The sequence below is a fragment of the Novosphingobium sp. BL-S-20 genome (assembly GCF_055521635.1).
Window position 1 is genome coordinate 1779923 of record NZ_CM145494.1, and the last position, 21248, is coordinate 1801170.

21 protein-coding genes are annotated in these 21248 nt (G+C 65.3%); 9 read left to right on the plus strand and 12 right to left on the minus strand.

Features of this window, described 5'->3' with window-relative positions; genetic code table 11:
* Positions 1 to 50: 50 nt before the first annotated feature.
* Together dnaJ and dnaK are read right to left on the minus strand one after the other, a co-directional pair.
* Complete coding sequence (dnaJ, locus tag ACZ1II_RS16065) at positions 51 to 1196, minus strand: molecular chaperone DnaJ (protein ID WP_465144643.1); 1146 nt, start codon at positions 1194 to 1196, stop codon at positions 51 to 53.
* 81 nt (positions 1197 to 1277) lie between these two features.
* Positions 1278 to 3188: a molecular chaperone DnaK gene (dnaK, locus tag ACZ1II_RS16070; RefSeq protein WP_465144644.1), complete on the minus strand. Its 1911-nt coding sequence runs from the start codon at positions 3186 to 3188 to the stop codon at positions 1278 to 1280.
* Between the two features lie 219 nt (positions 3189 to 3407).
* Here dnaK and ACZ1II_RS16075 point away from each other — a divergent pair, with 219 nt between their 5' ends.
* Together ACZ1II_RS16075 and ACZ1II_RS16080 are read left to right on the plus strand one after the other, a co-directional pair.
* Entirely contained in the window at positions 3408 to 3944 is a 537-nt protein-coding gene (locus tag ACZ1II_RS16075; RefSeq protein ID WP_465144645.1) for a copper chaperone PCu(A)C, read from the plus strand.
* Entirely contained in the window at positions 3941 to 4435 is a 495-nt protein-coding gene (locus ACZ1II_RS16080; protein WP_465147315.1) for a vgr related protein, read from the plus strand. The genes ACZ1II_RS16075 and ACZ1II_RS16080 overlap by 4 nt, the downstream gene beginning before the upstream one ends.
* A 7-nt stretch (positions 4436 to 4442) precedes the next feature.
* Here ACZ1II_RS16080 and ACZ1II_RS16085 read toward each other — a convergent pair whose 3' ends face one another.
* The 3 genes from ACZ1II_RS16085 to hrcA all read right to left on the minus strand — a co-directional run bounded on the left by ACZ1II_RS16085 (position 4443) and on the right by hrcA (position 6470).
* Positions 4443 to 4697: a YgdI/YgdR family lipoprotein gene (locus tag ACZ1II_RS16085; RefSeq protein WP_186829871.1), complete on the minus strand. Its 255-nt coding sequence runs from the start codon at positions 4695 to 4697 to the stop codon at positions 4443 to 4445.
* Positions 4698 to 4858: 161 nt separating this feature from the next.
* The gene (gene grpE, locus ACZ1II_RS16090; protein WP_465144646.1) at positions 4859 to 5410 is read right to left on the minus strand and encodes a nucleotide exchange factor GrpE; all 552 of its coding nucleotides are present in this window, start codon (positions 5408 to 5410) and stop codon (positions 4859 to 4861) included.
* Between the two features lie 16 nt (positions 5411 to 5426).
* Positions 5427 to 6470 (minus strand): heat-inducible transcriptional repressor HrcA, encoded by a 1044-nt coding sequence (gene hrcA / locus ACZ1II_RS16095; protein WP_465144647.1) that lies wholly within the window; start codon positions 6468 to 6470, stop codon positions 5427 to 5429.
* Between the two features lie 160 nt (positions 6471 to 6630).
* Between hrcA and rph the strand changes: the two genes are divergently transcribed.
* The 4 genes from rph (at position 6631) to ACZ1II_RS16115 (ending at position 10104) form a co-directional block, all read left to right on the plus strand.
* Positions 6631 to 7347: a ribonuclease PH gene (gene rph / locus ACZ1II_RS16100; protein WP_334183920.1), complete on the plus strand. Its 717-nt coding sequence runs from the start codon at positions 6631 to 6633 to the stop codon at positions 7345 to 7347.
* Positions 7348 to 7411: 64 nt separating this feature from the next.
* Positions 7412 to 8041, plus strand: coding sequence for an RdgB/HAM1 family non-canonical purine NTP pyrophosphatase (gene rdgB / locus ACZ1II_RS16105; protein ID WP_465144648.1), 630 nt, complete (start codon positions 7412 to 7414; stop codon positions 8039 to 8041).
* Positions 8042 to 8050: 9 nt separating this feature from the next.
* Positions 8051 to 9202: a radical SAM family heme chaperone HemW gene (hemW, locus tag ACZ1II_RS16110; protein ID WP_465144649.1), complete on the plus strand. Its 1152-nt coding sequence runs from the start codon at positions 8051 to 8053 to the stop codon at positions 9200 to 9202.
* A 5-nt stretch (positions 9203 to 9207) separates the two neighbouring features.
* Positions 9208 to 10104 (plus strand): tyrosine recombinase XerC, encoded by an 897-nt coding sequence (locus ACZ1II_RS16115; protein ID WP_465144650.1) that lies wholly within the window; start codon positions 9208 to 9210, stop codon positions 10102 to 10104.
* 4 nt (positions 10105 to 10108) lie between these two features.
* Here the strand turns inward: ACZ1II_RS16115 and aqpZ are convergent, their stop codons facing one another.
* The 5 genes from aqpZ to rsmI all read right to left on the minus strand — a co-directional run bounded on the left by aqpZ (position 10109) and on the right by rsmI (position 13856).
* Positions 10109 to 10807 (minus strand): aquaporin Z, encoded by a 699-nt coding sequence (gene aqpZ / locus ACZ1II_RS16120; RefSeq protein WP_465144651.1) that lies wholly within the window; start codon positions 10805 to 10807, stop codon positions 10109 to 10111.
* Between the two features lie 109 nt (positions 10808 to 10916).
* Entirely contained in the window at positions 10917 to 11519 is a 603-nt protein-coding gene (locus tag ACZ1II_RS16125) for a DedA family protein (RefSeq protein WP_465144652.1), read from the minus strand.
* Positions 11520 to 11542: 23 nt separating this feature from the next.
* Positions 11543 to 12529 (minus strand): glutathione synthase, encoded by a 987-nt coding sequence (gene gshB / locus ACZ1II_RS16130; protein ID WP_465144653.1) that lies wholly within the window; start codon positions 12527 to 12529, stop codon positions 11543 to 11545.
* Between the two features lie 140 nt (positions 12530 to 12669).
* Complete coding sequence (locus ACZ1II_RS16135) at positions 12670 to 13032, minus strand: YraN family protein (RefSeq protein WP_465144654.1); 363 nt, start codon at positions 13030 to 13032, stop codon at positions 12670 to 12672.
* The gene (gene rsmI / locus ACZ1II_RS16140; RefSeq protein WP_465144655.1) at positions 13029 to 13856 is read right to left on the minus strand and encodes a 16S rRNA (cytidine(1402)-2'-O)-methyltransferase; all 828 of its coding nucleotides are present in this window, start codon (positions 13854 to 13856) and stop codon (positions 13029 to 13031) included. The genes ACZ1II_RS16135 and rsmI overlap by 4 nt, the downstream gene beginning before the upstream one ends.
* Before the next feature lie 41 nt (positions 13857 to 13897).
* On the opposite strand from rsmI, the gene ACZ1II_RS16145 reads away from it, so the two are divergent.
* Complete coding sequence (locus ACZ1II_RS16145; protein ID WP_465144656.1) at positions 13898 to 15055, plus strand: penicillin-binding protein activator; 1158 nt, start codon at positions 13898 to 13900, stop codon at positions 15053 to 15055.
* 104 nt (positions 15056 to 15159) lie between these two features.
* Positions 15160 to 17157, plus strand: coding sequence for a DNA topoisomerase IV subunit B (gene parE / locus ACZ1II_RS16150; RefSeq protein WP_465144657.1), 1998 nt, complete (start codon positions 15160 to 15162; stop codon positions 17155 to 17157).
* A gap of 7 nt (positions 17158 to 17164) precedes the next feature.
* Here parE and ACZ1II_RS16155 read toward each other — a convergent pair whose 3' ends face one another.
* Positions 17165 to 18328: a glycosyltransferase family 87 protein gene (locus ACZ1II_RS16155; RefSeq protein ID WP_465144658.1), complete on the minus strand. Its 1164-nt coding sequence runs from the start codon at positions 18326 to 18328 to the stop codon at positions 17165 to 17167.
* A gap of 161 nt (positions 18329 to 18489) precedes the next feature.
* Here ACZ1II_RS16155 and ACZ1II_RS16160 point away from each other — a divergent pair, with 161 nt between their 5' ends.
* Positions 18490 to 20265 carry a tetratricopeptide repeat protein gene (locus ACZ1II_RS16160; protein WP_465144659.1) on the plus strand — a complete coding sequence of 592 codons (1776 nt, stop codon included), beginning with the start codon at positions 18490 to 18492 and terminating at the stop codon, positions 20263 to 20265.
* Positions 20266 to 20315: 50 nt separating this feature from the next.
* Here ACZ1II_RS16160 and ACZ1II_RS16165 read toward each other — a convergent pair whose 3' ends face one another.
* A complete protein-coding gene (locus tag ACZ1II_RS16165; RefSeq protein ID WP_465144660.1) occupies positions 20316 to 21227 on the minus strand; it encodes a glycoside hydrolase in 912 nt (303 codons plus the stop codon).
* Positions 21228 to 21248: the final 21 nt, after the last annotated feature.

The following is a 21248-nucleotide window of genomic DNA, read 5'->3' on the forward strand; positions in this document are numbered from 1 at the left end:
CGGATACTCCGGGACGGCGTTTTTCGTTCATATCGAAAGATCCGACGGAGTTATTCCGTCAGATCGCTCCAGGCTTCCTTGATCCGGTCGAAGAAGCCCTTCGACTGCGGACATTCGTCCCCGGTCTCGGTGGCCTGAAGCTCGCGGATCAGTTCCTTCTGGCGCGCGGACAGCTTGGTCGGCGTTTCCACGCTGATCTCGATGACGAGATCGCCGCGGCCCCGGCCCTGAAGCACCGGCATGCCCGCGCCGCGCTTGCGGAGCTGCTTGCCGGACTGGATGCCCGCCGGAATGTCGATCGAGAGGTTCTCGCCGTCCATGCCGGGAATTTCGATCGAGCCGCCCAGCGCCGCCGTGGTGAAGGTGATCGGAACGCGCGTGATCAGCGTCGTGCCGTCCCGTTCGAACACCTTGTGGCGCTTGACGTGCAGGAAGATATAGAGGTCGCCCGGAGGCGCGCCGAACGGTCCGGCCTCGCCCTTGCCGGAAAGGCGGATACGGGTGCCCGAATCCACGCCTGGCGGGATTTCCACCTGCAGGGCCTGGGGCTTGTCGACCCGGCCCTCGCCGCCGCAGGAGCGGCACGGCTTCTCGATCACTTCGCCCCGGCCGTGGCAGGTCGGGCACGTGCGTTCCACCACGAAGAAGCCCTGCTGCGCGCGGACCTTGCCGTGGCCGCCGCACATGTTGCAGCCGCGCTTGCCGGTGCCCGGCTCGGCGCCGGAACCGCTGCAAGGTTCGCAGCTCTGCGAGACCTCGATGGTGATTTCGGTCTGCTTGCCGTGGAAGGCCTCGTCGAGGCTGACTTCCATGTCGTAGCGCAAATCGGCACCGCGACGGGCCTGCTGGCGGCCACCGCCACCGAAGGCGCTGCCGAAGATGGATTCGAAGATATCGCCGATATCGCCGAACTCGGCCCCGCCCGGATGACCGCCGCCACCGCCCCCAAAGCCACCTGCGCCCTGCTGGAAGGCAGCATGGCCGAAGCGATCGTAGGCAGCCCGCTTCTGCGGGTCCTTGAGGCAGTCATAGGCCTCGTTGATCTGCTTGAAGCGCGCCTCCGCTTCGTGATCGCCCGGATTCTTGTCCGGATGATACCGCATCGCGAGGCGGCGATAGGACGACTTCAGTACCTTGTCGTCGGCGGTGCGCTCGCACTCAAGCAGTTCGTAATAGTCGATTTCGGTAGCTGACACGTCTCGTTATTCCCCGCGTGCGACCTGGCCGCCACCGTTACGCATGGTAACGATGGCGGCCACGCTTGTCATGAGGACCGATCAGCCCTTGTTTTCGTCGACTTCCGAGAACTCGGCATCGACGACATCGTCGTCACCGCCGGCCGGAGCGGCTTCCGGCGAAACGCCCGCAGCCTGTTCCTTCTCGTAGATGGCCTGACCCATCTTCATCGCGACTTCGGTCAGCGCCTGCGACTTGGCGGTGATGTCGGCGGGGTCGCCGCCTTCGATCGCCGTCTTGGTCGCGGCGATGGCCGCTTCGACTTCCGCCTTCAGACCGGCATCGATCTTGTCGCCATGCTCGGCGATCTGCTGCTCGGTCGCGTGGACGAGGCTGTCGGCGTTGTTCTTGGCCTCGGCGGCCTCACGACGCTTCTTGTCCTCTTCGGCGAACTTCTCTGCATCCTTGACCATCTGGTCGATGTCGGTGTCGGACAGACCGCCCGAAGCCTGGATGCGGATCTGCTGTTCCTTGCCGGTGCCCTTGTCCTTGGCGGACACGTTGACGAGGCCGTTGGCGTCGATGTCGAACGTGACTTCGATCTGCGGCACGCCGCGGCGCGCGGCCGGGATGCCGACGAGGTCGAACTGGCCGAGCAGCTTGTTGTCCTGCGCCATCTCGCGCTCGCCCTGGAACACGCGGATCGTCACCGCCTGCTGGTTGTCCTCGGCGGTCGAGTAGACCTGGCTCTTCTTGGTCGGGATCGTCGTGTTGCGGTCGATCATCTTGGTCATGATGCCGCCCAGCGTCTCGATGCCCAGCGACAGCGGGGTCACGTCGAGCAGCAGCACGTCCTTGACGTCGCCCTGAAGCACGCCTGCCTGGATCGCCGCGCCCATGGCCACGACTTCGTCCGGGTTCACGCCGGTGTGCGGTTCCTTGCCGAAGAAGTCCTTCACGACTTCACGCACCTTGGGCATGCGGGTCATGCCGCCGACCAGAACCACGTCGTCGATGTCCTTGGCCGAAAGACCGGCATCGGCGATCGCCTTGCGGCAGGGTTCCAGCGTGCGCTGGATCAGGTCCGCAACCATCTTTTCAAGGTCGGCGCGGGTGACGGTCTCGACGAGGTGCAGCGGGGTGGTGGCGCCGCCTTCCATGCGTGCGGTGATGAAGGGCAGGTTGACCTCGGTCGTCGCGGTCGACGACAGCTCGATCTTCGCCTTTTCAGCCGCTTCCTTCAGACGCTGCAGGGCGAGCTTGTCGCTGCGCAGGTCCAGGCCTTCCTTGGCCTTGAACTTGTCGGCCAGCCACTCGACCAGCTTGGTGTCGAAGTCTTCACCGCCGAGGAAGGTGTCGCCGTTGGTCGACTTCACTTCGAACACGCCGTCGCCGATTTCGAGGATCGAAACGTCGAAGGTGCCGCCGCCAAGGTCGTAGACGGCGATGGTCTTGCCGTCCTGCTTGTCGAGGCCATAGGCCAGCGCCGCGGCAGTCGGCTCGTTGATGATGCGCAGCACTTCAAGACCGGCGATCTGGCCTGCGTCCTTGGTCGCCTGGCGCTGTGCGTCGTTGAAGTAGGCGGGCACGGTGATGACGGCCTGCGTCACGGTCTCGCCGAGGTACGATTCGGCGGTTTCCTTCATCTTCTGCAGAGTGAAGGCCGAGATCTGCGACGGGCTGTAGTCTTCGCCGCCAGCCTGCACCCAGGCGTCGCCGTTCTTGCCCTTGACGATGTGGTACGGAACCAGCTCGGTGTCCTTCTTGGTCACCGGGTCGTCGAAGCGGCGGCCGATCAGGCGCTTCACCGCGAAAATCGTGTTGTCGCCGTTGGTCACGGCCTGGCGCTTCGCGGGCTGCCCGATCAGGCGCTCACCATCCTTGGTGAAAGCGACGATCGAGGGCGTCGTGCGGGCGCCTTCGGAATTTTCAATAACCTTGGGCTTGCCGCCGTCCATTACGGCGACGCAGCTGTTGGTGGTGCCAAGGTCGATACCAATTACTTTTGCCATTATCCCCATTCCTCACGTCAGTGGATGACACCATGCGGATCGCCTCCCTCCACAAGGCAAGGCGGCTTGCACAGCTCGATGACGTTCAAAGTCGTCGGAGCGGCATATAGGTGCGGTTTCGCTTGGAACAAGTCTGTCGCAATGGCATTACGCCGTGGAAATTTTCAGCGCCGCGAACTCTTTGGTATCGCCCGCCCCTCCCGAGAGGATCGACCTGCCGTGAAGCCTGCCCGTTTTCCCGCCTCCCTGCGCATGCTCGCCGCAACCGGCGCCGCCGCCCTGCTCGTCTCGCTGAGCGGCTGCAAGCAGGCGGAAAGCCCGGCGCCGCAGGAAAGCGCGGCGGCCGATGCCGGGCCGACCGCGAAGCCGGGCATCAGCGCGAGCGACGGCCATCTGTTCCTGCCGATCGTGGCCGGCCGCCCCGGCGCAGTCTACTTCACGGTCCGCAACGACGGCGCCGCGCCGGTCAAGCTGGTGGGCGTCCACGTCAGCGGCGCGGACAATGCGATGATGCACAAGACCGATGGCGGCAGCATGGCCGCCGTCGATTCGCTGGAGATCGCGCCGGGCGCCGAAGTCGAATTCAAGCAGGGCGGCATGCATGTCATGGTCTTCGATATCGACGATACGGTGAAAGCCAGCGGCACGGCGGAACTGACCCTGACCTTCTCCGACGGCGACAAGCTCTCGATGCCGCTGCGCGTGGAAAGCATGGGCGGCAACGGCATGGGCGACATGCCGGGGATGGATCACTGACGGCCACCTGCCCTCCCGGCGCGGAAAGGCCGCTGACATCGGGGGAAATCGCGCTGGTTCGGGCGGTTTTCGGCAATGCCGTCGATCCGGGTCCGGTTCGTATCCGGCGGCGAAAGTGGTTTCCGTTCCAGCCTGCCCATGTCGTGATGGCGCCTTGCGGGCACCTGCACTTCCACAAGGCCTCCGAACTCTACTGCGACGACTTTTCTTCGGCGCAGATCGGTTTGCAAGGCTTGTTCGTGCACGAAATGACGCATGTCTGGCAGAGCCAGCGCAAGGGGCGCTGGTATCTGCCGCTTATGCGTCATCCGTTCTGTCGCTATGATTACACGATGAGGCCGGGCTGGACGCTCGGTCGCTACGGCATCGAGCAGCAGGCGGAAATCGTCCGCCATGCCTTCCTGCTCGACCGGGGCTGGCAAGTACCCGGCGCGCCGCCGCTCACCAGTTATCGCGGCGTGCTGCCTTTCGGGCCATTATCGTTCGTCTGAGACGGGATCAGCAGTCGCGGTCCCAATAGCGATCGCCGCGACGGTCGTAGCGATAGCAGCCCTTGTGCTTTTCCTTGGTCGATCCGGCCACGGCACCCGCCGCAGCACCGACCGCAGCACCGGCACCGACATCGCCTGCAAGCGCGCCGACGCCCGCGCCGAGTGCGCCACCGGCAAGAGCGCCCTCACCGGCATAGTTGCTCGCGCAGCCGGCCACACCAAGGGCTCCGGCGGCGAGGATGGGAAGAATGAGCATTCGCATGGGTTCTCTCCGCTGAATTATCAGGTTTCTACCTGATCAACGGCCCCAATGCAGGCGGGTTCCAGAAGGAACCGCAGACTATCGCCGCCGCGCGCCCGCTCGTCCCGCAAGGCCTTGACGGGCCTTGAAGTTCGCAGCGTGCGCGCGGCGAGCAGGCAGGATCAGTCCGGCTTCTTGGCCACGGCCACCATGGCCGGACGCAGCAGGCGGTCCTTGATCATGTAACCGGCCTGAAGCTCCTGCACGACCGTACCGGCTTCGGCATCGGCCGAGGGAACCTCGATCATCGCCTGGTGCTGGTTGGGATCGAGCGGCAGGCCCATGGCGGCGATGCGGGTGATACCGTGGTTGGTGAAGACCTTGTCGATCTCGCGGCCGGTGGCCTCGATGCCCGCGACGATGCCCTTGAGCTTCTCGTCCTCGCGCAGGTCCGCCGGGATCGCCGAAAGCGCGCGGGTCAGGTTGTCGGCCACGGAAAGAATGTCGCGGGCGAAACCGGTCGCGGCATAGGCGCGGGTGTCGGCAACGTCCTTTTCGAGGCGGCGGCGCACGTTCTGCGTCTCGGCGCGGGCGTAGAGCACGTCCTGCTTCGCCGTTTCGAGTTCTTCGCGCAGCTTGGCGAGTTCAGGATTGTCGATCATATCCTCGGGCACGCCCTTCAGTTCTTCGGCAATGGCCGCGTCTTCTGTCGACTGCGTTTTCTGTTCGGTCATTATTGTAGGCTTCCAGCTATCCGATGAGCTTGCCCAGGCTCTGGGCAGTGAAGTCCACCATGGGGACGACGCGCGCATAATTCAACCGGGTCGGCCCGATTACCCCCACTACGCCGACCACTCTGCCGTCGCGATCGCGATAGGGCGAGGCGATCACCGAGGAGCCGGAAAGCGCGAAAAGCCGGTTCTCCGAGCCGATGAAGATGCGCGTCGACTGCGCCTCGCGCGCAAGGTCGAGCAGTTCGGCGACCGACTGCTTGTTCTCCAAATCGTCCAGCAGCGAGCGCACCCGTTCGAGGTCCGAAAGCGCGGTTTCGTCGAGGAGGTTGGCCTGACCCCGCACGATCAGCACCGGGCGGGCCATCGCATCCTCGCTCCAGACCGCCAGTCCGCGCTCGACCAGATCGCGGCTTGCGGTGTCGAGGGCCGATTTGCCGGTGGCGATATCCGCGCGCATCGCGCGCGCCGCTTCGCCGAGCGTGCGGCCCGCGAGGTGGGCAGTAATGTAGTTGGAGGCCTCCTCCAGCGCGCCCGGCGGCAGGGAGGCGGGAAATTCGACGATGCGGTTCTCCACCGCGCCGTCCTCGCCCACCAGAACTGCGAGCGCCCGGCCCGGCCCCAGCGGCACGAGTTGGAGATGCATCAGGCGCGGCTCACGGCGCGGCACCATGACGACACCCGCTCCGGAGGTGAGATTGGAGAGCAGCGCGCTGGTCGCCTCCAGCGCTGCCTCGATCGGGCCGGGCGAGGAAATCCGGCTCTCGATCGCGAGGCGCTCCTCCACGGTCGGTTCGGCCACCTGCATGATGCCGTCGACGAAGAGGCGCAGGCCCGCCTCGGTCGGCAGCCTCCCGGCGCTGGTATGCGGCGCGGCCAGCAGGCCGAACGATTCGAGGTCCGCCAGCACCGACCGGATCGAGGCAGAGGACAGCCTGACGCCGCCCGGCCCGGCCAGCGCCTTGGAGCCTATGGGGGTGCCGGTCGCCAGATAGCCTTCCACCACGAGGCGGAATATCTCGCGGGCGCGGTCGGAAAGTTCGTTGATCGGTGGTGTCGGCATTTGCTCTCAATCTAGGGGCTGGCGCGAGCGTCTCAAGCCAAATGCGCGGGCACCATTCGATTGCGCGCATTTTCCGTCCCCGAGGTGTTTCCACTCGCGATGAAAATGCTCTAGGGGCGCGCGGGTAATCGACGATCAGAACTTGAGCAAAGGACATCCCATGCGACCTTCAGGCCGTACCCCCGACGAGATGCGCGCTATCGACATCCAGACCGGCTTCACCAAGCACGCCGAAGGTTCGGTGCTGATTTCTTTCGGTGATACCCGCGTGCTCGTCACCGCCTCGGTCGAGGAAAAAGTTCCGCCGTTCCTGCGCGGCAAGGGCGAAGGCTGGGTCACCGCTGAATATTCGATGCTTCCCCGCGCCACCCACACGCGCGGCAGCCGTGAAGCCGCCAAGGGCAAGCAGTCCGGCCGCACGCAGGAAATCCAGCGCCTGATCGGCCGCTCGCTTCGCGCCGTGGTCGACATGAAGAAGCTTGGCGAGCGCCAGATCGTGCTCGACTGCGACGTGCTCCAGGCCGACGGCGGCACCCGCACCGCCTCGATCTCGGGCGCCTGGGTCGCTCTGCGCCTCGCCGTCGACAAGCTGATGGCCGACGGCAAGATCAAGGAAGACCCGATCACCGGCCGCGTCGCCGCGATCTCCTGCGGCATCTGCGACGGCACCCCGGTGCTCGACCTCGACTATATCGAAGACAGCTCGGCCGACGCCGACGCCAACTTCGTGCTGATCGAAGGTGGCAAGATCGCCGAAGCCCAAGCCACCGCCGAAGGCGCGACCTACGACGAGGAAGGCCTGCTGCGCCTCCTGCGTCTCGCCCGCATCGGCTGCGACCGCATCTTCGCCGAGCAGGCCAAGGCTGTCGGCCGCTAAGCCAAGTCCTACCCCTTATCGTCGCCCCCGCGCAGTTGGGGGCGACGAAAATGGAACCACGAGAATGACCCGCAAGCTTGGAAACACCCGCCTCGTCATCGCCACGCACAATGCGGGCAAGCTGCGGGAAATCGACGCCCTGCTCGCACCGTTCGGCATCGACTGCGTCTCCGCAGGCGACCTCGGCCTGCCCGAACCGGAAGAGACCGGCACGACTTTCGTGGAGAACGCGCTCCTCAAGGCCCATGCCGCCGCCAAGGCCGCGCAGCTTCCCGCGCTCGCCGACGACAGCGGAATGTCGGTGACAGCGCTCGGTGGAAAGCCCGGCGTCTACACCGCCGACTGGGCCGAGCGGCAGTGGTTCGAGGGCGAACCCGGCCGCGACTGGTTCATGGCCATGGGCAAAGTCGAAGGCCTGCTCTGCGAACAGGGTACTGACGTGGATCGCTCATGCTGGTTCTCCTGCGTCCTGGCAATCGCTTGGCCCGACGGCGAGGAAGCGGTCTACGAAGGCCGCTCGAACGGCAGCTTCACCTGGCCCCCGCGCGGCAAGCTGGGCTTCGGCTACGACCCCTGCTTCGTGCCCGACGGTCTCGACCAGACTTTTGCCGAGATCGCGCCCGAGAAGAAGCACGAGATCAGCCACCGCGCCGATGCTTTCGCCAAGCTGGTCGCGGAGCAGTTCGCGGGTTAATCTGTCACGATGGCGCGCGCGCTCTATATCCACTGGCCGTTCTGCCTCGCAAAGTGCCCCTATTGCGACTTCAACAGCCATGTCCGCGAACGGGTCGAAGTGGAGCGCTGGCAGGCGGGCCTGCTCGCCGACATGCGCCACGAGCACGAAGTCGCGGGCGGGGAGAAGCTCGATTCGATCTTCTTCGGCGGCGGCACCCCTTCGCTGATGCCCCCTGCCCTCGTCGCGCGGCTGCTCGACGAAGCGGAGAAGCTCTGGGGCTTTTCGGAGGGGATCGAGATCACGCTGGAGGGCAATCCCTCCTCCGTCGAAGCGGGCAATTACGAGGCGCTGGCCGCCGCGGGCGTCAACCGCGTCTCCCTCGGGCTACAAGCGCTCGATAACGAGACCTTGCGGTTCCTTGGCCGCTTGCACGACGCGCAAGAGGGGCTGAAAGCGCTGGAAGTGGCGCAGAAGCGCTTCTCCCGCGTCAGTTTCGACCTGATCTATGCGCGCCCCGGCCAGACCCTAGACCAGTGGCAAGCGGAACTCGCGCAGGCGCTGTCCTATGGCACCGGGCACCTCTCGCTTTACCAACTGACCATCGAGCCGGGCACCAAGTTCGCGACGATGGTGCGCCAGAACCAGTTCGAGCCGCTGGACGAGGATGCCTGCGCCGACATGTTCGCGCTCACCCGCGAAATGACTGCGACGGCAGGCCTGCCCGCCTACGAGATCAGCAATCACGCCCGCCCCGGCGAGGAAAGCCGCCACAACCTCACGTACTGGCGATATCAGGACTATTGCGGCATCGGCCCCGGCGCCCACGGGCGGCGCGGCGGTGTGGCCACCACGCGCCACCGCAAGCCGGAGAACTGGCTCGAAGCCATCGATCTCCACGCGCAGGGCATCAACGAGCACCGCGATCTCGGCCGCCGCGAGCAGGCCAGCGAGGCGATGCTCATGGGCCTGCGCCTGCGCGAAGGCGTTGATCTCGATGCAATGGCGGCGCGCTTCGGCCTCGACGGCGCGGAACTCTGCGATCCCGCCAAGGCCGCCTTCTACGAGAAGCAGGGCCTCGTCCGGCGCGAGGGCGCGCGATTGCATGTGACCGAACAGGGCATGCCGCTGCTCGACGGGCTGCTCGGCGAAATCGTGCCGGTCGATCTGGTCGAGCCTTGAGCGGCATGACGAAAGCCGACCTGCTCGAAGCCTGGGGCAATCATCTCAGGAACGGGCGGCGGCGCAGTCCCCATACCGTGCGCGCCTATATCGCCACCGCCGCGCGCCTGATCGACGCCGCGCAGCCTGCCGACTGGCCGGCGCTCGCCCGGCTCGAAGCCGCCGACTTGCGGCTGCACCTTGCCGGGCGGCGCGAGGACGGCATCGGCAATACTTCCGCCGCGCGCGAGCTTTCGGCGCTCAAGAGCTTCCTTGCCTTCGCGCGCGAACAGGCGGGCGTGGCCCATGCCAATGCCCCGCGCCTGCGCGGGCCACGCGTGAAGAAGGGCCTTCCCCGCCCGGTGACGCCGGACGAAGCGGTCAATCTCGCCGCGACGGTGGAGGAAGATGCGCGCGAGCCGTGGATCGGCGCGCGCGACCGAGCCGTGCTGCTGTTGCTCTACGGCGCAGGCCTGCGCATTGCGGAGGCGCTGTCGATCACCGGCACGGCACTCCCGCTGGGCGAGACGCTGCTCGTCACCGGCAAGGGCGGCAAGCAGCGCATGGCGCCGCTATTACCGATCGTGCGCGAAGGCGTGACCGACTATCTGGACAAATGCCCTTGGCCGATGGCGGCGGATGCGCCGATCTTCCGGGGCGCCAAGGGCGGTCCGCTGTCGCAGGGCATGGTGCAGAAAGCCGTCGCCCGCGCCCGCATCGTGCTGGGCCTGCCCGCAAGCGCGACGCCCCATGCCTTGCGCCACAGCTTCGCCACCCACTTGCTCGGCGCTGGGGCGGACCTACGCAGTCTTCAGGAACTGCTCGGCCACGCCAGCCTCGGCTCGACACAGATATACACCAAGGTCGATGCGGCGACCCTGCTCGACGTCTATCGCAGCGCCCATCCGCGCGAGCAGGGCTGATAGTTCAGAGCGCGCCTTCGTGGGGTGCCAGGAACCCCCGCCAGATCAATGCGCCGATCGCGGCACCGACTAGCGGCGCCAGCCAGAACGCCCAGAGTTGCCCCAGCGCCGCCGTCTCCGCGAAAAGCGCCACGCCGGTCGAGCGCGCGGGATTGACCGAAGTATTCGTCACCGGGATCGCCACGAGGTGGATCAGCGTCAGGCACAGCCCGATCGCCAGCGGCCCGAACCCGGACGGAGCGACCTTCGAGGTGGAACCAAGGATGACGACGATGAAGCCCGCCGTCAGGATCGTCTCGATCAACAGCGCCGAAGACAGGGCATAGCCGCCGGGCGAGAGTTCGCCGTAGCCGTTGGTCGCGAAACCGCCCGGCGTCCAGCCCGCCTTGCCCGAGGCGATGGCGTAAAGCGCCGCAGCCGCCACGATGGCGCCGAGCACTTGCGCGACCCAGTAGGGAACGAGGTCCTTCCAGTCGAGCCGTCCGCCGACCGCCATGCCGAGCGAAACCGCCGGATTGAAGTGTCCGCCGGAAATGCTGCCCACCGCATAGGCCATGGTCACGACCGTCAGGCCGAAGGCCAGCGCAACGCCCGCAAAGCCGATACCGAGGTCGGGAAAAGCCGCCGCAAGGACCGCCGCACCGCAGCCCCCTAAGACGAGCCAGAATGTACCGAAGAATTCCGCTGCCAATCGCTTGGACATAACCCCTGCTCCAAAATGGTTGCGAGCAAAGAATACGGCATTGCAACTAGGTGTGATACTGTATGAATTGTAAAAAACTGACAAATATTACATGCATGCATTTTCTGCCTTACCCTTCGGAGGACTTCCAGAAAATCACGCGCCAAAGATACCAGACGGCCGTTCCCGCCGCGAGGATGATCGTGGCCCAGCCGACCCAGATCTCGGCTTCGGCAAAGCGACGGCCCATCCAGCTTCCGGCCAGAATGAGCAGCGTGTTCCAAATCGCCGCCCCCGCCGCAGTGTAGATCAGGAACGGCCAGTGCTTCATATGCGCAAGGCCAGCCGGGACCGACACCAGTGTCCGGAACATCGGCATGAAGCGCATGACGAAGACCACCCAGCGGCCATGCCGGCGAAAGAACTTGCCCGCCTGTTCCACCTGCCGCCATTCCAGGGTCAACCAGCGGCCCCAGCGATCGATGAACGGCCGAAGTCGTTCATAACCGAGGCGATCCGCTACCAGGAACAGCACATAGTTCCCAAGCGTCGATCCCACCGTCCCGGCAATCAGCACCGGCGCGAAATCCATGCGTCCATGCGCCATGGCGATCCCGGCCACGCCCATGATGAGTTCGGAGGGGATCGGCGGCACGATGTTCTCGAGCACCATCAGCAAGAGGATACCCCAGTATCCTCCTCCCTCGATCAGCCAGATGACCCACTCGTTCATGGACCTCGTTCCCTCGGGCAGCGTTACATCGCCGCGTGGCGGGCCTCAATCGCGTCCCAGATCTTCGCGCCGGTATCGGTGCCGTTGAAGCGGTCGATGGCGACGATGCCGGTCGGCGAAGTCACGTTGATCTCGGTCAGCCATTTGCCGCCGATCACGTCGATGCCCACGAAAACAAGCCCGCGCGCCTTGAGCTGCGGCGCCAGCGCCGCGCAGATTTCCTCTTCCGCCGAAGTGAGACCGGTCGCCTCGGCCGAGCCGCCGACTGCGAGGTTGGAGCGGAATTCGCCCGCGCCCGGCTTGCGGTTGATGGCGCCCGCGAACTCGCCGTCGACGAGGACGATGCGCTTGTCTCCCTCGGCCACGTCGGGAAGGAAGGGCTGGACCATGAACGGCTCGACCCAGGCGTTCTCGAACATCTCGATGAGGGCGCCGAGGTTGCTGCCGTCGGCAGGCACGCGGAACACCGCCTTGCCGCCATTGCCGTGGAGCGGCTTGATGACGAGATCGCCGCCGAAACCGGCTGCGACATTGCGCTGCTGGAACAGGCGCACGTCCTCGATGCGGCGAGCGATGAAGGTCGGCGGCATGAAGCGCGCATAGTCGAGCACGAAGACCTTCTCGGGCGCGTTGCGGACCGAGACCGGATCGTTGACCACCAGCGTCTGCCCGGCGAGCCGCTCCAGTAGGTGGGTCGCGGTGATGTAGCCGAGGTCGAAGGGCGGGTCCTGCCGCATCAGCACCACGTCGATATCGGCCACGAGGTCGATCAGGCGGTACTCGCCGCGCGTGAAGTGCGCGCCTTCGACGCGCTGTACCGTCACCGGCGCGCCCCAGCAGGTCAGCCGTCCGGCTGCGCCCGAGGAAGCGTCATAGGCGAGCGTACGCACGTCATAGTGGAACAGCTCATGTCCGCGTGCCTGCGCCGAGAGCATGAGCGCGAACGAGGAATCGCCTGCGATCTTGATCGATTCCAGCGGGTCCATCTGAACGGCGATGCGTAAGGTCATGAAAAGTCTGGTCCTCGCGGGATATGTACCGAGCGGTATCTTTCGGAAAGGCGGCTTAATCAAATTCGGCGGCGGGCGCGAATGGTTTTGGGTCAGTCCTGAAACTTTGCGCGCCGGATCGAGCTTCAGGCTCCCGAACTTCAGGCGCCCGGTTGCCAAGCATTGACGATGCGGCGAGGCCAGCAACCCGGTGCCAGCAGGAGCACGTCGATCCTCAAACTGTCACCGGGCTTCTGATAGCGGTGCGCGACGGCCTCGGCAGCAGCGGCCACGCGGCGCAGGCGATAATGGTCGATCGCATGGTCGAGATCGGCGCGGCGAGCCCGCCACTTCACTTCGACGAAGCACAAGGTCCGCCCGCGCCGGGCGACGATATCGACTTCTCCGCGCGCGGTCTTCACCCGCGTGGCACGGATGCTCCAGCCGGTCAGCCGCAAGTACCATGCGGCGAGCACCTCCCCTCGCCGCCCCTTGCGCTCCGCTTCGGCGCGCCGCCTGTTCACTTCAACTCCATCGCCCGGGCATAGAGCATCTTGCGGTCGAGACCGGTCGCCCTGGCGACGCTCGCCGCCGCTTGCGAGGGCTTGGCCAGCGCGAGTTCGGCGCGCAGCAGCGCATCCACATCGACTTCCCCGATCGGCTCCTCACCCGGCGGGGCGATGAGCAGGACGATCTCGCCCTTGGGCGGATGGGCCGCATAATGGGCGATGAGGTCCTCCGGGGTGCCGCTGCGGCATTCCTCGAACTTCTTGGTGAGTTCGCGCGCCACGGCCACTTCGCGGCCCGGCAGGACCGCCGCGATCGCTTCGAGCGAATCCTCCAGACGCGGCGCGGTATCGTAGAAGATCAGCGTCGCGGGCACTTTGGCGAGATCGCCGAGCACCGTCTCGCGCGCCTTGGCCTTGTTCGGCAGGAACCCGGCGAACAGGAAACGGTCGTTGGGCAGGCCCGAAAGCGTCATCGCCATCACCGCCGCATTGGCGCCGGGCAGGCTGGTCACGGGAATGCCCCGCTCCCGCGCGATCTTCACGAGACGATAGCCCGGATCGGAGATCAGCGGCGTCCCCGCATCGCTGACAAGCGCCACCGGCTCGCTTTCCATGAGCGCCAGCAGACGCTCGCGGTCGCCTTCTCCCGCATGGTCGTCATAGCGGATCATCTTCTGCTTAATACCGAGGTGATGCAGCAGTTTTCCGGTAACGCGGGTATCCTCGCAGGCGACCGCACTGACCCCCTTGAGGATCTCCACGGCGCGAAAGGTAATGTCCCCGAGGTTGCCAATCGGGGTTGCCACTATGTAGAGGCCTGAGGTGAGAGTGTGTTCCATCGCGGGAACTCATGGCCCAAGCACTATGGGAGCGGCAAGCAATGTTCTATGATCGCCTGAACCGGCGCAACCTTTTCGCGGCGGCAGCGATGGCGGCCCTGGCGGGCTGCGCCGTGGTTCCCAAGGCCCCTGCCCCGGCTCCCGCCCCGGCTCCGACCCCTTCGGAAAGCGAGATTCCCACCGATACCGAGCGTCACCGCGTCGCGCTGCTGGTGCCGACCACCGGCCCCAATGCGGGCGTCGGCCAGTCGCTGGCCAATGCCGCGAACATGGCGCTGCTCGATACCGGCGCGAAGAACCTGCGCATCACCACTTACGACACCGGCACCAATCCCGGCGAGGCCGCGCGCCGCGCCGTGGCGGACGGTAACAAGCTGATTCTCGGCCCTCTTCTCTCCGACGACATCGCCTCGGTGGCGGCCGTCGCCAAGCCCGCGCATGTACCGCTGATCTCGTTCTCCAACGACGAGAAGGCTGCGGGCAAGGACGTCTTCATCATCGGCAACCTGCCCGGCCAGTCGATTGCCCGCACCGTGGGCTATGCGCGCGGCAAGGGCGTGACCACTTTTGCCGCGCTCGTGCCCAAGGGCGACTACGGCGAGCGCGTGAGCAGTTCGCTGCTCGCCTCGGTGCGCGATGCCGGCGGCTCGGTGGTGGCGATGGAAACGTACGACCGTTCCGCCGCCTCGATTGCCTCTGCCGCAAGCCGGATCAAGGCCAAGAGCGGCTACGGCGCCCTGCTGATTGCCGACAGCGGCAGCCTCTCGGCCAAGGCCGCGGTGTCGTACCGCGCGGCGGGCGGCGGCGCGGGCGTGCGCCTGCTCGGCACCGAACTCTGGGGCGGCGAGCGCGAACTGGCGACCAGCCCGGCTCTCAATGGTGCGTGGTTCTCCACCGTTTCCGACGTGCGCTTCGCCCAGTTCGCCAAGAGCTACCGCACCCGCTTCGGCGCCGCGCCTTTCCGCATTGCCACGCTCGGCTACGATTCGGTGCTGCTGACCCTGCGCGTCGCGCGCGACTGGGCGCCCGGCAAGGCCTTCCCGGCCACGGCCATGCTCGATCCCGGCGGCTTCCTGGGCGTGGACGGCCCGTTCCGTTTTGGCCGCAACGGATTGATCGAGCGCGCGCTCGAAGTCCGCAGCGTGGAAGGCGGTACGGTGAAGGTCGTCAGCGCGGCACCGAGCGGCTTCCCCAAGTAATTTCTTCCTCCCTGCCTCTGGGAGGAAGAAAAAGTGAACATGTCTTTGCGGATAAGCCCAAACCCGTGCTTGATCGCGGGTCTGGGCGCCTTATAGTCCCGCCCATGTCCGATGACCTGTTCGACAAGCTCCCGTCCTCGGGCGGGGAATCCTACGATGGTTCCGCGATCGAAGTGCTGGAGGGGCTGGAGCCTGTCCGGCGCCGCCCCGGCATGTACATCGGCGGCACCGACGAGCGCGCGCTCCATCACCTCGCCGCCGAAGTGCTCGACAACGCGATGGACGAGGCCGTCGCCGGCCATGCCAACCGCATCGAGGTCACGCTTGACGAAGGGAATCGGCTGACCATCACCGATAACGGACGCGGCATCCCGGTCGACGAACATCCCAAGTTCCCCGGCAAGTCGGCGCTCGAAGTCATCCTTTCGACGCTCCACTCGGGCGGCAAGTTCTCGGGCAAGGCCTATGCCACCTCGGGCGGCCTGCACGGCGTCGGCATTTCCGTGGTCAATGCGCTGTCCAGCCTCACGCGGGTCGAAGTGGCCCGTAACAAGGAACTGTTCGCGCAGGAATTTTCGCGTGGGCAAACGCTCGGCCCGCTCCAGAAGGTCGGCGCGGCACCGAACCGGCGCGGTACGGCGGTCAGCTTCACTCCCGACACCGAGATATTCGGCGACCAGCAGTTCAAGCCCGCGCGCCTGTTCAAGCTGGTACGCTCGAAGGCCTATCTCTTCGCGGGCGTCGAAATCCGCTGGAAATGCGCGCCCTCGCTGGCGGACGACAATGTCCCGGCCGAAGCGACTTTCCAGTTCCCCGGCGGCCTTGCCGACCATCTCGCCGAACAGATCGGCAGCCGCGAATGCGTGACCACGCAGTTCTTCTCCGGCACGCAGGACTTCCCGCGCGGCGAAGACGGCTCCGAACAGGGCCGCGTGGAATGGGCGATCGCCTGGCCGCTCTATTCGGACGGTTCGTTTTCCTGGTACTGCAACACCATCCCGACGCCGGACGGCGGCACCCATGAACAGGGCCTGCGCGCGGCGCTGACCAAGGGCATCCGCGCTTTCGCCGATCTCGTGGGCCAGGCCAAGAAGGCCAAGGACATCACCCCGGACGACATGATCACCGGCAGCGAAGTGATGCTCTCGGTCTTCATCCGCGATCCCCAGTTCCAGAGCCAGACCAAGGACCGCCTGACCAGCCCCGAGGCAGCACGCCTCGTGGAAGCGGCGGTGCGCGACCACTTCGACCACTTCCTCACCGACAACCTCGAACGCGGCAAGGCCCTGCTCGGCGCGGTGATGGAGCGCATGGACGAACGCCTGCGCCGCAAGGCGGAACGCGAGGTCAAGCGCAAGACCGCCACCAATGCCCGCAAGCTGCGCCTCCCCGGCAAGCTGACCGACTGCTCGGGCGAAGGCGATGGCGAAACCGAACTCTTCATTGTCGAGGGCGACTCGGCAGGCGGCTCGGCCAAACAGGCCCGCAACCGCAAGACCCAAGCGATCCTGCCGATCCGCGGCAAGATCCTCAACGTCGCCTCGGCCACGGCGGACAAGATTCGCGCGAACCAGGAAATCGCCGACCTCGGCCTCGCGCTCGGTTGCGGCACCCGCAAGGACTGCAACCCGGACAACTTGCGCTACGACCGCGTGGTCATCATGACCGACGCCGATGTCGACGGCGCGCATATCGCTACCTTGCTGATGACCTTCTTCTTCCAGGAGATGCCGGACATCGTACGGCGCGGGCACCTCTACCTCGCCCAGCCGCCGCTCTACCGTCTGACTGCAGGCTCCACGTCGGCCTATGCGCGCGACGATGCCCACCGCGCGGAACTGGAAGCGACGGTGTTCAAGAACAAGAAAGTCGAAGTGGGCCGGTTCAAGGGTCTCGGCGAGATGAACCCGCAGCAGCTTCGCGAAACGACGATGGCCCCGGAAAGCCGCTCGCTGATCCGCATCACCCTGCCGCCGGAATACGAAGGCCGCGCGGCGGTAAAGGACCTCGTCGACCGCCTGATGGGCCGCAACCCGGAACACCGTTTCCAGTTCATCCAGAACCGCGCGGGCGAAATCGATCCGGAACTGATCGACGCCTGATTACAGGTTAGTCCGGTGCCGCGACCGCGCGGCGCCGGACGATCTCGAAGAGCAGCAGCATCGCCAGCGGCATGATCGGCATGTAAAGATAGAGCGCCAGAGGCCGAGCCAGTGCCGGTGCCGCAAAAGCCACGAACAGCGCAGCCCGCTCACCATCACGAAATCCGCCTGCCAGCCCCTGCCCAACCAACCAGAGCATCGGGAAGGCCAGGATCACCATGTCGTAATCGAGCACATAGGGCGTCGCCAGTGGCGCGCCCGCCAGCATCAGCGCCGCCAGTCCCGGTGTCCAAGTCTTCCGCCATGAGGCTTTCAGGACCAGCCCGACCACGGCCAGCGTCACCGCACCCTGCACGGCATAGCTCACCGCCATCGATCCTCCGAGCAGACGCAGCGCCGCAAACGGGCTCATCATCTTGCCGTAGCCGATCTGGCCATAAGCCATGGCCGTCTGCGCCCGTGCACTCGCGCCGAGCCAGCCCATCCAGGAATCCAGGCCGAACGCCCCGGCGGACAGTGCCGCCAGAGCCAGAGCCGTAAAGGCAGCCGAGGCGATCACCCGCCACTCGCCGGTCGCCAGCAGGACCAGCGGCAGCAGCAGCCCGAACTGCGGCTTGATAGTCGCCAGTCCGAAGAGCACGCCTGCCAATACAGGCCGCGTCGGCACCAGCCAGGCGCCAAGACCGAGCAATCCGGCGACGAGGAAAGCCGTCTGCCCATGAGTGACGACGATCGGCACCGCGGGAAAAGCGGCGAACAACAGCCAAAGCGGCTTGCCCAGCCCCGCATCCGCCCACCAGCGACGCACTGCCGTAAAATAGAACGCCCCCGTCGTCGCCACCCATAACCCGAGCGCCGGGAAATAGGCCAACCAGCCGAGCGGCCAGCAAAACAGCAGGAACGAAGGCGGATAATAGAAGGCGGTATAGGCGCCCTCGGTCGAATAATATGTGCGCTGGGCCAGGATATGCGCGGCGCCGTCATAAGGATTGGCGTGGTCGAGCAGCATATGGCCAGTGGTCCAGAAGCTGATGAAGTCGCTGCCCAGCAGATAGCCGTTGATATCGATGCCGCCATGCGACGTTGCCACCAGCCACACGATCATCGCGACGTTGAGCGCGGCGAATATCCTCAGATACCCGCCCACGCGCCGCGCGTTCAACCAGTCCATGCGTTTCAAGAAATCGGCCCCATCGGCCCTGTCTGCAACGGCCCGGCGGCGAAGTCTATCGTTCGGTAGAGGTAGCGGTTTGCGGACGTGCCTTGCGCTGCAAAACATAGAGGCAGATCATGCCATGGTGCACGCTCAACCGGCTCTGGCAGGAGGTGGCGATGAGAACGGTGATACGCCCTTTGGCGCAACTAATCGTCGTCGGAATGCTGATGGGCGTAGGCCCTGCTTCTTCGGCAAGCTATCCGTCAGGGCTTCTGACCCTTCTCGACCCAACACTACGGCTTGCAAGCATTTGCGGCGGGAATAGTGAACGCGGCGTGATGCGCACCAGGCTGATGACTGCTGCGGTTGTCGTGCAGGCGGGGACTATGGCGGCTCCCCCGCTATATGAGCACTTGGGCCAGGTCCATTTTAGCATAACGACCAGGAGTCCTCAGGCGCAGCGCTATTTCGATCAGGGCCTTTCGTTCGCCTATGGCTTCAACCACGCGGCAGCTAGCGCGTCGTTTCGAGAGGCGCAGCGGCTTGATCCGGCCTGTGCCCTTTGTTTTTGGGGCGAAGCGCTGGTGTACGGTCCCAATATCAACGCGCCGATGGATGAAGGCGTGAACTCACGTGCAGTCGAACTGGCACGCCGTGCCGACAGTCTGGCCTTTGACGCCACTGGCCTCGAACAGGCACTGACAGCGGCGATGCTCCAGCGCTACTCTGGGGATTCCAAGGTAGAGCGCGCGGCACTCGACGCTTCGTACGCCGATGCCATGCTCGCCGTGGCAAGAGCGTTTCCCGCCCATGACGATATCGCGTTGCTGGCCGCAGAAGCCGTGATGGATACCCGCCCCTGGGATTACTGGCAGACCGATCGGCGAACTCCGCACCCCCGGATCGGCGAGGCCGTGAGGCTTGTGGAAACCGTCCTCGCGCGCAGCCCGCACCACCCGCAAGCGTCCCATCTCTATATTCACCTGATGGAGAATGGACCCGATCCGAAACGCGCGGAAGCCGCCGCCGACAGGCTTGCCTCGCCGCTCGCACCAAAATCCGGTCATCTCGTCCACATGCCATCGCACATCTATTATCGGATCGGACGGTGGAAGGATTCCATACGGGTCAATGTCGCTGCCGCGCGCGCCGACGAGGAGTGGATCAGGATCAGCGGCGACAAAGGCTTGGTTCGCTACGGATATTATCCGCACAACGTTCACTTCATCGTCACTTCCGCACAAATGGCGGGCGACTTGCAGACGGCAACTCGTGAGTCGAAGCGACTTGAGCTGCTATTGGATCCAGAGATCAGCGCAAAAATTGCCTGGATTCAAGCGATCAGCGCCGCTCCCTACTTCGCCGCCGCGCAGTTCGCGCGGCCGGAGCAAATACTGGCTATGCGGGAACCGGATGCCCGGCTCCCCTATGCAACTGCCATGCGTCACTATGCAAGAGCGATCGCCTATGCTCGGCACCGTGACCGGAACGGCTTCGATGGTGAACTCGCAGCCTTGCGCGCACTCGACGAAAGCGGCGCGATGAAAACCATGGTTGACCAGGGCGTGCCGGCGCCTGACCTGCTGCGGATCGCGGAAAGGGTTGCTCGGGCGCGCTGGGCACAAGCGATCGGACAGTCTGACGAAACCGTTGCACATTACCGGGAGGCAATCGCGATAGAAGAAGGCATCCCGTACATGGAACCACCCTTCTGGTATTATCCCCTCCACCAATCATTGGGGGCTGCGCTCTATCAGATGGGGCGTTTCGAGGAAGCCCGCGCCGCGTTCAATGCCGCTCTTGTACAGTCGCCGGGAAATGGCTGGGCGCTATACGGCCTTGCGGCTTCCGAACGCGCGCTCGGCCGCAAGGCGGAGGCTGCTGCCGCCGATGCGGCTCTCCAGCGTGCTTGGTCGGGCGACCGCAGGTGGTTGAAGATGGATCGGCTATAATCCAGGAAAGCGTTCGGAGGTTCGGCTCCGAGAATGCTATGCTGCACGCTTCAGCAGCCCGTCGCATGCCGTTGAGGCAATTCCAGTCGAGCTGGATGGTCATGAAAGACATCGGCAGCAATCCGGTGAGTGGGCGAATAAACCTCCGCGAGGACGGCGAAGAGCATCGGGTCGTGGGCAAGCAGATCTTCGTCCGAGACAACCACGCCGCCATCGCGCCGGAAGGCCTTGTTGGAATTGAACCAGAACTGTGTCCCTTCGGCCCAATACTCCTGCACGGTCACCGAGGCGTAATCGCCTTTCCACAAGCCCTGCTCCAGAGCATGGCGATAGGCCGCTTCGACGCGCCCGTAGAGGGCGGGATCGACTCTTTCGATCGCGGAAAGGATATTGTGCGAGAACTCGTGAACGAGAATGTTCTCGCCGAAATAGCGCGTGCCGGGCACGCCCAGCAGGTTCTCGGCAGCGCCGGTCGTATAGAGACCGCCCATGCCTCGTGCCCGGCTGTTCCAGTACTCGGCATCGGTCATGGCGGCGATCTTGGCATAGTTCGCGCGTTCGCAAGGCGTCAGGCGCGGATCGTCCGCGGCCGGTTTCTTCCAGTCCCGCTGTTCGGGAAGGTCCATAGTCCCTTCGTCGATAGCCATGACACCGACCCGCGCACCGCTGCGGACGAGTTCGCGGCGAATGTCGGGACGCTCGGCCGTCTCGGCGAGCACGATATCGCGGGCGATCAGCAAGGCGCTGTCCGGGACTTTCGCGGACGAGACCACCGGAATGCCGCCCGCATCGGCATACTTTGCGTAGAAAGGATCGAGACCGAGCGCGGCGGGCGGTGCGCCTATCGTCCAGCTATCGTAACTTCCGATCACGGCATTTGCCATGCGCGCCCCCTCCCCTTGCGTATGCGTGCAGGCGGCGATGAGGAGCGGCAGCGCGAGGGCCAGGCGGGACGGTATCATCGATATGTTCCGGTTTTTTTG

Excerpts from the sequence above, each read along its gene's own strand:
- rph (WP_334183920.1), top strand. The coding sequence starts at position 6,631 with ATGCGACCTTCAGGCCGTACCCCCGACGAGATGCGCGCTATCGACATC.
- ACZ1II_RS16155 (WP_465144658.1), bottom strand. The coding sequence starts at position 18,328 with ATGGACTGGTTGAACGCGCGGCGCGTGGGCGGGTATCTGAGGATATTC.
- ACZ1II_RS16160 (WP_465144659.1), top strand. The coding sequence starts at position 18,490 with ATGAGAACGGTGATACGCCCTTTGGCGCAACTAATCGTCGTCGGAATG.
- ACZ1II_RS16115 (WP_465144650.1), top strand. The coding sequence starts at position 9,208 with ATGACGAAAGCCGACCTGCTCGAAGCCTGGGGCAATCATCTCAGGAAC.
- grpE (WP_465144646.1), bottom strand. The coding sequence starts at position 5,410 with ATGACCGAACAGAAAACGCAGTCGACAGAAGACGCGGCCATTGCCGAA.
- dnaK (WP_465144644.1), bottom strand. The coding sequence starts at position 3,188 with ATGGCAAAAGTAATTGGTATCGACCTTGGCACCACCAACAGCTGCGTC.
- hemW (WP_465144649.1), top strand. The coding sequence starts at position 8,051 with ATGGCGCGCGCGCTCTATATCCACTGGCCGTTCTGCCTCGCAAAGTGC.
- ACZ1II_RS16125 (WP_465144652.1), bottom strand. The coding sequence starts at position 11,519 with ATGAACGAGTGGGTCATCTGGCTGATCGAGGGAGGAGGATACTGGGGT.
- ACZ1II_RS16165 (WP_465144660.1), bottom strand. The coding sequence starts at position 21,227 with ATGATACCGTCCCGCCTGGCCCTCGCGCTGCCGCTCCTCATCGCCGCC.
- rdgB (WP_465144648.1), top strand. The coding sequence starts at position 7,412 with ATGACCCGCAAGCTTGGAAACACCCGCCTCGTCATCGCCACGCACAAT.
- ACZ1II_RS16145 (WP_465144656.1), top strand. The coding sequence starts at position 13,898 with ATGTTCTATGATCGCCTGAACCGGCGCAACCTTTTCGCGGCGGCAGCG.
- aqpZ (WP_465144651.1), bottom strand. The coding sequence starts at position 10,807 with ATGTCCAAGCGATTGGCAGCGGAATTCTTCGGTACATTCTGGCTCGTC.
- hrcA (WP_465144647.1), bottom strand. The coding sequence starts at position 6,470 with ATGCCGACACCACCGATCAACGAACTTTCCGACCGCGCCCGCGAGATA.
- ACZ1II_RS16085 (WP_186829871.1), bottom strand. The coding sequence starts at position 4,697 with ATGCGAATGCTCATTCTTCCCATCCTCGCCGCCGGAGCCCTTGGTGTG.
- gshB (WP_465144653.1), bottom strand. The coding sequence starts at position 12,529 with ATGACCTTACGCATCGCCGTTCAGATGGACCCGCTGGAATCGATCAAG.
- parE (WP_465144657.1), top strand. The coding sequence starts at position 15,160 with ATGTCCGATGACCTGTTCGACAAGCTCCCGTCCTCGGGCGGGGAATCC.
- rsmI (WP_465144655.1), bottom strand. The coding sequence starts at position 13,856 with ATGGAACACACTCTCACCTCAGGCCTCTACATAGTGGCAACCCCGATT.